This window comes from Mycobacterium sp. TH-M106 (genome assembly GCF_057473765.1).
In genome coordinates, this window is the sequence record NZ_JBYCLE010000010.1 from 1 (window position 1) to 9,240 (window position 9,240).

General features: G+C 64.7%; 8 protein-coding genes and 1 pseudogene. 4 read left to right on the plus strand and 5 right to left on the minus strand.

Annotation, left to right across the window (positions count from 1 at the left end; genetic code table 11):
- Positions 1 to 233: 233 nt before the first annotated feature.
- Positions 234 to 767, plus strand: a complete 534-nt coding sequence (locus AC2VOP_RS00295) for a hypothetical protein (protein ID WP_486959107.1) — start codon at positions 234 to 236, stop codon at positions 765 to 767.
- A gap of 51 nt (positions 768 to 818) precedes the next feature.
- Here AC2VOP_RS00295 and AC2VOP_RS00300 read toward each other — a convergent pair whose 3' ends face one another.
- The 4 genes from AC2VOP_RS00300 to AC2VOP_RS00315 all read right to left on the minus strand — a co-directional run bounded on the left by AC2VOP_RS00300 (position 819) and on the right by AC2VOP_RS00315 (position 6,730).
- A complete protein-coding gene (locus AC2VOP_RS00300; RefSeq protein ID WP_486959108.1) occupies positions 819 to 1,202 on the minus strand; it encodes a DUF488 domain-containing protein in 384 nt (127 codons plus the stop codon).
- 74 nt (positions 1,203 to 1,276) lie between these two features.
- Complete coding sequence (locus AC2VOP_RS00305) at positions 1,277 to 2,782, minus strand: PE-PPE domain-containing protein (RefSeq protein WP_486959109.1); 1,506 nt, start codon at positions 2,780 to 2,782, stop codon at positions 1,277 to 1,279.
- A gap of 92 nt (positions 2,783 to 2,874) precedes the next feature.
- Positions 2,875 to 5,199, minus strand: coding sequence for a cellulase family glycosylhydrolase (locus AC2VOP_RS00310; protein ID WP_486959110.1), 2,325 nt, complete (start codon positions 5,197 to 5,199; stop codon positions 2,875 to 2,877).
- A 517-nt stretch (positions 5,200 to 5,716) separates the two neighbouring features.
- Complete coding sequence (locus tag AC2VOP_RS00315) at positions 5,717 to 6,730, minus strand: NADP-dependent oxidoreductase (RefSeq protein ID WP_486959111.1); 1,014 nt, start codon at positions 6,728 to 6,730, stop codon at positions 5,717 to 5,719.
- 137 nt (positions 6,731 to 6,867) lie between these two features.
- On the opposite strand from AC2VOP_RS00315, the gene AC2VOP_RS00320 reads away from it, so the two are divergent.
- Positions 6,868 to 7,839, plus strand: coding sequence for a hypothetical protein (locus AC2VOP_RS00320; RefSeq protein ID WP_486959112.1), 972 nt, complete (start codon positions 6,868 to 6,870; stop codon positions 7,837 to 7,839).
- A gap of 21 nt (positions 7,840 to 7,860) precedes the next feature.
- On the opposite strand, the gene AC2VOP_RS00325 is transcribed toward AC2VOP_RS00320, so the two are convergent.
- The gene (locus AC2VOP_RS00325) at positions 7,861 to 8,109 is read right to left on the minus strand and encodes a hypothetical protein (RefSeq protein WP_486959113.1); all 249 of its coding nucleotides are present in this window, start codon (positions 8,107 to 8,109) and stop codon (positions 7,861 to 7,863) included.
- A 566-nt stretch (positions 8,110 to 8,675) separates the two neighbouring features.
- Here AC2VOP_RS00325 and AC2VOP_RS00330 point away from each other — a divergent pair.
- A pseudogene (locus AC2VOP_RS00330) lies at positions 8,676 to 8,825 on the plus strand (AbrB/MazE/SpoVT family DNA-binding domain-containing protein); the annotation flags it as partial.
- A 188-nt stretch (positions 8,826 to 9,013) separates the two neighbouring features.
- On the plus strand, positions 9,014 to 9,240 hold a 227-nt coding region (locus AC2VOP_RS00335; protein WP_486959114.1), incomplete at its 3' end, for a hypothetical protein.

The following is a 9,240-nucleotide window of genomic DNA, read 5'->3' on the forward strand; positions in this document are numbered from 1 at the left end:
AGTTGCGCGCGTAGGCCGGCAGCACCGGCGACACCACCCCGTAGCCGAGCGCGATCATGGCGTTCGCCGAGATCAGCACCCAGATTTCCCGTGGCAGCCGGGAACGGGGAGTAAGACGCACCCGTCGATCTTATCGATTACCTCGGTAAAGTCGGGCGTGGACGGGCTTGGAGGGCTTGGAGAGCTTGGAGGAACGCACATGACCGAATTACCGCAGCATCGACCACCCGCCAGTGAGTGAGCTTGTCGGTCACGCTCGAGCAGCCGAACCCGACGCCGGACAGGCATCGCCGGCGGCGCTTCGGCTGTGGCATCGTCGGGCCGTCTTCGGGCCGTTCGCGGTGCCCGGTGCGGTCAGTGTGATCGCCGGCGGGTTACTTGCTGCGGGCATCGCCGCACCCGCGCCCACCCGGCACGGCGTCTGGGCGGTCGCCTACCTCGTTCTCGTGCTGGGTGTCAGCCAAATCATTCTCGGCGCTGGCCAGGCGCTGCTAGCTTCGACGCCGCCCACCCAACGCGTGGTCACGCTAACAGCGGTGGCGTTCAATGCAGCCAACATCGCGGTGCTGATCGGCATCGTCGCCGATCATGTCATCGTGTTCGACGCGGGTTCGACGGTGCTGCTGGTGACCTTGGTGTTGTTTCTGCGCGGGGTCCGCCACGACGCCCGCAGCGGCTGGCCGCTCTATGCGTACCGCCTGTTCGTCGCGGTGCTGGTGTTGAGCATCCCGATCGGAATGCTGCTGACAACCGCGAGTTCTCCTTAGTCGGCGATGATCTCGCCGGCGGCTCTACGGCCCGGCAGCAGCGGCAGCCGCTCAGTGCTTCGTCAGCAACTTCGGCTTCGTCAGCAACTTCGCCAGCACCGCGGCCTGGCTCCCGTCCAGGTCCCGGGTGGCGGTCACCAGTGTCACTGTCTTGCCCCGAGTCAGCTCGCGCAGTTCTTCGAACGCAGCGCTGCCCTCCGGGGTGCGCAACTCGTCTTCGTAGCGAGCGACGAATTCGTCGAAACGTTCCGGTTTGTGGCTGTACCAACTGCGGAGATCTCGCGACGGCGCGGCGTCCTTGAACCACCGGCCCACCCGCGGATCGTCTTTGCGAAATCCGCGCGGCCACACTCGGTCCACGCAAATTCGCTCACCATCGTCGGGATTGGGCTCGTCGTAAATTCGTGCTATACGAATTTTGGTTTTTGCTGCCATACAACAGCCTAACGCTGATTACCGGCCTCAGCCACGACATCCACTGGTGGCCAGCCATGTTCCCGTGCGGTGGTTTACGGGGTTGCGTCACCACCGAGGCCGAACAGATCGGCGAGGTTGACCCCCGTACCGTCGAGGGCCATCACGGCTGACCATGCGGCGAGGAAGGGGCCACTCGGGGCCAACATCGACTCGGCGAGGAGCGGATAGGTGACCGCGTCAAAGAGGTTACCTACCTCGAGCTGATGCTCGAAGACACTGAAGGCGTAGGCCGGCGCGCTGGTCAACATCGCATTGATCCCGTCGGCAACCGGAAGCAGAGTTGCGTAGTCGGCCGAGATGGTGGCGGTGAGGTCGTTGAGGATCTCGGTGGGCGACGACGAGAACAGCGATACGTCCGAGGTGGGAAAGCCTGTTGCCTCACCTATCCCGGTGCGGCCAAGCTCCAGCAGCGCCGGCAGATTCATTACCTGCGAGATGTCGGTGGCGTCGGTAAAGCCGAACGCGTGCACCACATCCACCATCCCCGTCAACAGCGGGTTGTGCAAGATCGACGATATTTGGTAGTTGGCCGGGTTCTGCAGTTGTGCGATCGCATCGGCGACTCCCTTCTTCAGACCGTTGCCCAACGCGGCGAGGACATCGCCCCAGTTGAGGTCGGTGGGGAACAGCGCGAACGGGGTAGGCACATTCGCCGGACCCGGGTCCCAGCCGTGGTCGATGTTGCCGTAGCCCAGGTTCACCAGGATCCGCAGGTCGGGTTCCAGCAGGTCGTAGAGCGGCTGCCCGATCACCGGAAGAAACTGCAGCGGGGCCAGCAGCGGCAGCGTCTGGGCCGGGATCATGTAGAAGTTAGTCATGGTGTCGGCCGCTTTCGTCGTCAATTGGATAGCCGAAGCAATCTGCTCGGGCGTTAGCGCCGGATACAGGATGTGTTGGATGAGGCCGAAGGTGGCATTCTCATCGGCCAGGAAATCGAGCGGGTAGCGCGGAAAGTCGCCGGACATGTCGTACTCGTTCGTGTAGACGTCAGTCGGATACAGGTGATCGGGTGTCGGGCCACCGCCGAACGTCAAGCCCATGCTGGGAAACGACGGGGCCGTGTGGCCTAGTCCGTAGAAACGGTCATACATGCCCCCGTCGGGATTGTTGGGGTCGCCGATCAGCACGAAATGCACGTCGTCGCTGGGCACACCCTGGCTGGCGAGTTGGGACATGGTCAGCGAGGAGATGGTGGAGCTTTGCGACCAGCCGAAAACCACCACGGGATTGGCGGCGTCGATGTGCCCACTGGCGATCTGTTGCAGGATGGTCTTGTCCAAGATCTCTTGCCCCTGCGTCTGTGAGACGTCAATCGGCAGGCTTTTGACGCCACTGATCGGATACGTTCCCTCCGGCGTGAACAGCGATTCCGGGGTGCCGGTGAAGCCGCGCGGCTGCAAAAACAGGCGATCGAACACATCGAGGTAGGGCTGAGGAGGAATCGGCAGCGTGCTGGGGCCCATGAACAGGGCCGTGCCGTCACCGAGCGGGGAGTCGGCGGTGTCAACGCTGGTGAGCCGTATCGCAGAAACCTGCATGTCGGGTGTCGGCGGCGCAGCCGGTGGAACGGCGATCAGGCCCGCGCCGGCGAAGTGGTGCGGCCGACGCAGGGTGGGTGGCCCCGTGACCGTTATCCCGCTGCTGACGCACCGACTGCAGCCGGGCTGACGGTGACGTCGACGGTGCCCGCGCCGTTGTCTGAAGCGACGACCAGAATGCGAGCGTCCGCGACCGAGACCACGTGTCCGCCGGTGACGCTTACCTGGTAGCCGTTCGGGTACTCGATATTCGGGACCGAGATGGTGGTCTGGCTGCCGGCCGGGAAGCTGCCGTCGCCGTCAACCCTTTCGGTGGAGTAGCTGAGTTGGAATGTGCCGTCGTGGAACGACCAGGAATTGGGGGTGCCGGCAATCGCCTGCGGGTAGGGTGCGGCCGACACCTCAAGTCTGGCGATGTCGACATTGTCGCCAGTCAGCGGCTTATCGGGGTCTACAACGAGCGCATTCCCCGGTGATGTGCCGGTAATGCTGGGTTCGCCGTTGTAGGCCCACTGCAGCCAGCCGTACTGGTGCTGGTTGGCGGCGTTCATGGTATCGGCGATGGCCGTGTTGCCGTTCCCGGACCCGAACTCGGTGATCAATGCCGGGATATCGCGCGGCTGCACATACGCCGAGACGTTGCCCATGATCAAGTCGTTCCACAGCGGACAGATGTCCGCGCTGTTCAGCGGCGGAGTGCAGTAGTCGTGGAACGCGAAGACGGCGTGCGGCTGGTCCACCGTGCCCACATGAGTGGGTAGCCCTTCGTTGAACAGGGTGTTCGGTTCGAACAGCACCGGTGTGTTCGGGTCGACGGCTCGAATGGCTGACGCCGCCTGGTCGTAGAAGGGGGTCAACTGCTGGGCGTCGAAGGACGAGCTGCCGAACACGGTGGGCAACGCCTGGGAGCCCGGCCACGGTTCGTTCATGATCTCGTAGCCGACTACGTCGGGGTTGTCTTTGAAGTAGTTGGCGACATGTTCGAGCATCTGCGCGTAACTATTCTCCAGCCCGACGCCGCCGGGTGCTTCGGCATTGGACCAGAACGCATCCCAGGCGTGGTTCTCGGCGGGATTAAGAGCGTAGTTGGCCGGGAACCCGAAATCGGGGTTGGGCAATCCGCCGGTTTGGGTTGCCCACGTGGGTGCACCTTCGCCCGCGAACACGCTGCTGTACGAGTCTTGGTGGAAGTCGAGCACGGTGACGATGCCGTGGTCGGCCAGCGTTTGCACGGTCTTGTCGATCGACGCGAGGTAGGCGTAGTTGATCACCCCGGGCTCGGGCTCCACACCGGCCCAGATGACGCCCAGCCGCACCGCGTTAAAGCCGTTGTCGGCCAAGAACTGCGCATCGTTGGCGCCAAACCCACCGGCCGCCGGCTCAAACGGCGGGATCTTGTACACCTCGTCGAATCCATGCAGGATGATGACCCGTCCGTCGCTGTCGGTGAGCCAGGTGCCCGTGGTCGAGATAGGCAGCGCCAATCCGCCGTCGGTGGTCGTGATCTGCGGTGACGGTGCCGCACCCAACCCCTTGCCACCCAGAGTGCCGTAGTCGCCGACCATGCCATGGCTGCCGAACAAACCGCCGTTGCCGCCGGCCCCGCCCAGGGCAGGCAATCCACCGCTGTTGTCGCCGTTGCCGGCAGCCCCGCCGTCTCCACCGCTGCCGAATAACCCGGTGCCGCTACCGCCGTCACCGCCACCGCCGCCGCCCTGGCCGCCGTTGCCACCGGCACCACCGATGCCCATCAACCAACCGCCGGCACCGCCGGCACCACCGGCGGTGCCGGAACCACCGTCGCCTCCGGCACCCCCATTACCGAGCATCCCGGCGGCACCACCGTCGCCACCCCCAATGCCCGGGTAGGTGCTGTTCCAGCCGTCGCCACCGTCGCCGAACAGCCACCCGCCGTCAAAACCATTGGGGTGCAACGCGGTACCGTCAGCCCCGTCACCAATCAGCGGGCGCCCGGTCACCAACATGAAGGGCTGGTTGATGAAGCCGTCGACCTGCTGGCCTAGGTCACTATGAATCCAGCGCTCGACACCGCTATAAATCGGAGCATAGACGAACTGCTGGAGCCACGCCGTCACATCAGACGGATCCGATCCTGCAGGTAACAACGCCGCGTGATCACCACCACCGCCCAGAGCACCGAGATCGGCCAACACCGCGTCCCAATGCGCAGGATCAAGGAAGGCATCCCACACGGTGGGAGGCAGCACCGCATCCCCAGCAACACCGCTCGTCGCCGCATCCATCAGCGGTGCCAGCACCTCGTCGATCACGCCGTCAACCAGGTCGCCTCGCGCGGGTGCGGCGGCCAGCAGCGTCATCCCGAACACCGAAAACGCCACCACAGTCGCGCCCAACCCACCCACCCGACTACCGCGCCGCACCCGCAACCTACCCACCCAGCCGTACAGTTTGATGCTGCGGTAACAACGCATTTCTGGGTGAAGCCTCCCCAAACGCGCGGTGGCACGGTCCTGGTAGGTGGGCTAGATGCTGAACTTTACCCTTGCAGCGGGGGCAGCCAAAACCGGTTCGAGAAGTGCGGAAAGCCAGCTACGATCGCCGCATGCGCACGACTGTCGACTTGGACGGCGACACCGCGAAGGCGGTGGAACAGTTGCGCCGCGGCCGCCGTATCAGCACCAGCGAAGCGGTCAACCACCTCATCCGACAAGGCCTCCTCCCCCACGCCGCCGGCGGGCCGTTCACACACAGAAGACCGCCAAACTCGGTATTCGCGTGGATGTCTCGAACGTGGACCAAGTGCTCGAGGACCTCGACGGCGTCGCGGCGCGTTGAGGTGTCCAGACGGCTGAGGGCAAGTAACTGGGTGCCCCTGGCGGACGCACATCTGTGCGGGCGGGTAGGATGCGATCCATTGTGTCGCATCGAGACTCGCGAACGCCGGCCAGCTCTCTAGCGGGATACCTTGACGACGAGCTTGCCGACGTTGGTGCCGTCGAAGAGCATGTTGATCGCCGTCGGCAGCTGCTCGAAGCCCTCGACGACGGTCTCGAGCGGGGTGAGTTTGCCCTCGGCGATCAGGCCGGTGATCTCGATGATCGCGTCGGCCGCGCGCCCGAAATGGTCGAGGACGATGAAGCCTTGCAGCGTCGCACGCTGGACGAGCAGGTTGCCGAACGCGCGGGGCCCCGGCGGTGGGTCGGCCGCGTTGTAGCCGGAGATCAGCCCGCACAGCGCCACCCGCGCACCGATATTGATGCGCGCGAAGATGGCGTCCATGATCTCGCCGCCCACGTTTTCAAAGTCGACGTCGATACCGTTGGGCGTGGCCGCGGCAAGCTGATCGACCCAGTCGTCGGCGCGGTGGTCGACGGCCGCGTCGAAGCCGAGCCGTTCGGTGACCAGCGCGCACTTGTCGGGGCCGCCGGCGATCCCGACGACGTGCGCCCCGGAGGCCTTGGCGAGCTGGCCCGCGACCGAGCCGACCGCGCCGGCCGCGGCCGAGACCACGACCGTCTCCCCCGGCTGCGGCTTGCCGATGTCACGGACCCCGATCCATGCGGTGAGACCGGTCATGCCGAGCGCGCCGAGATAGGCGCTCGGTGAGACACCCTCGGCGACGTCGACCGACATCAACGGCGCCGCCGGCGAGGCGACCGCGTATTCCTGCCAGCCGACCAAGCCCTGCACGATCTGGCCGACCTGATAATCCGGGCTGTTGGACACGACGACCTCGCCAAGGCCGAGCCCGCGCATGACCTCACCGATGCCGACCGGCGGCAGGTAAGTCGGCGTGGCGCTGAGCCACATGCGGTTGGTCGGGTCCAGCGAGATCCAGTCGACGCGCACCAGCGCCTCGCCGTCACCGATCTGGGGCACCGCCTCCTCGCTGAGCTCGAAGGTGTCCGCGTTGATGCGTCGGGTGGGGCGTTGGCGAAGCAGGAAGCGGCGGTTTCGTTCGGCCATAAGGTACAAGGTAGCGCCAAGTGACGGCAGCGCACCGTGATAAGGCGCGGTCGCTTTGAGTCGGCGTCGGGCTGACGTGCTGCATTTGCTTTGCCAAAACACCATACTGGCGGCCGCGGTCTGCATACCCTCGACGCATGCCGGAGCCAGACGGGGTCGAAACTGTAAGGGCTGCAGCGGATGGTAATTCGGTCAGCAGACTGGCCGCCTACCGCAAGTGCGCCGAACGTATACAGACGGCGTGGCCGGCGTTCGCCGCCGAGCGCCGGAGACGTCTGCAACAAGGCGGGGGCGGACAACCCGTCGAGAAGATCGCCGAGAACATTCTGGAGAACCTTTTCACCACCGTCCTGGACTGGCCGTTAGAAAATGTCCGGCCGCAGGTGGAACGGGCCGACGTCGTGTTGACCCGACTGGGGCTAAAGTACCTTGTCCTGGAGGTGAAACGGCCCGGCTCGTTGACCGGGCACCAGTCGGCGATCGAGGCCGCGTTGGCGCAGGCCCGTCGCTATGCCGACGATCAGCGTGTCAAGGCTGTGGCGGTGAGTGACTCGATCATGCTGTACGCAGCCGACGTCGTCGGTGGCGGGCTGCGCCCTCGGGTCTGGCTGCAGCTTGATACCGACGCAGCCCCCGATGATCTGTGGTGGTTGTCGGTTCACGGCATCTACCGGCTCCGCCCGAATCTGCCGGTTGGCCTTGGGACGCTGTCCCATTGCAGCGGCGACGTCGATTCTGGTGTGGATCTCGGCGCCGCCGGTGAGCTGCACCCGCAGTACAAGCTCGCCATGCAGTGCTTCGCCTATGTCGGAGCCGCGAACGACACGCATACCTGGAAGCTGCCCTATCTGCTGGCCGACGGCATCACCCCGGATGCCAAGCGGTTGCCGAAGGCGATCCAATGCATCGTGAGTACCTATCGCGGCGCCATGGTGGGCATTCCGGAAGCCGACGTCGGCGATGTCCTGGTGCGGCTCGGGACGGCGGCGTCGGTGCTCCGCAAGATGCCATGCCAAAATCCGTCGACGGCGAGCGCCTACCGCAGCGCCCACGAATTCCTCGAACAGCTGGACCGGCTCTCCGACGTCGGCTGTTGCCCGAAGGACTAATTGGCGCGGGCCGCCGGCACATCAATAGTTGGGGTAAAACGGTGGCGCATACGGAGGCGCGTTCGGTGCACAGACCCCGTGCAGTGGATCGTAGTAACTATTCCCGTCACAAAATCGTCCGTACCCCTCTTGGGGGTCCGCGGGCATGTTGGGTTGACAGATCTGGTGGATCGGGTCGTAGTACCCGCTGCCGTCGTCACAGGTGGCCGGTCCGTTGGGACCGTTGGTGCTGAGTGGAATGATGGTGCTCAATAACAGCGCATCGATCATGGGCAGCTCCATACTCTGCGGGTGGGATCATTTTGCCACCACACGTACTCGCCTGGCAGTTTGCACTCAGGGCTCATCGGGGCCGTACCGCAGCGACGGACCAGGGACCGCCCCACAACTGACACGGCGTCCAGGTCACCCACATAATGAACGCGCATTTAATGCCGGGGTCGTAACCGGCCACCGGGTAACACTCCGGCTCACCTGGGTCGGTGAGGCAGTCGCCAGGGACTTCGGGACAACCGACACCGTCAGGTATCTGCACGACGATGCAGTTCGGCGGGGGTCCCCACGGGTCGGCGTCGGCACGGATGTTCACGCCGAAAACGCCCGCAACCGCGATCAGCGCAACAAACATCACACACCGCAGAAGTCCCATGCGGAACTCCTCCCTGCAAAAGGCTTACCCGACAGTGTAGTGGTGTGGGCCGTCAAGACGCTTCCGCATTTCCCGCAAATCGCATCTCGTATTGCCGCCCCCCTTAATTACTTCGACCGTCACCGAACATTTCGAGCGCGTCGCGCTGGCGTCCGAAAAATTATGCTCACGGTCAGGCGGCTGGTGCGAACGTGACGGCCGCATCGGGATCGAACCGGCGCCAACCGACGTCGAGCTCGTGCGCGAAGGGTCCGTTCTCGTCGCCCAGCCCGATCAGCCGCTGCCCCCGTTGACCGACGCGATCGTCCACGAAACGCTCGACCGCGTGGGGTGGTGATCGCACCAGACACCAGCGTCCTCGTTGCCGGATTCGCGACGTGGCACACACCAATCCGCGGCCGCTTGTCCATTCGCTCTCGCCTGGTTTTACATCCCTGACCGCCATGAGATCGAGAGTTACACGCCGTGCCCAGGGCGGTGGTCCACCACACTTGATAAACATCTGATGTCGGCTATGATGTTCGCATGAGCACCGAGACGTTCACCGAGCTTCTCCGTCATCCCCGCGATGTCGCGGCCCGGACCGAGAAAGGCGCTGTCCGCATCACCCGCCGTGACGCCGACGATCTGATTCTGGTCCGTGCCGGCGACCTGGAACGCCATGAAGAGGGTATCGCCCTGGCATCGCGTCTCATGCGCGCAACCGTCAAGTGCGGCGGGGACATCATCGCCGCCTTGGGCGAGCTGAACGC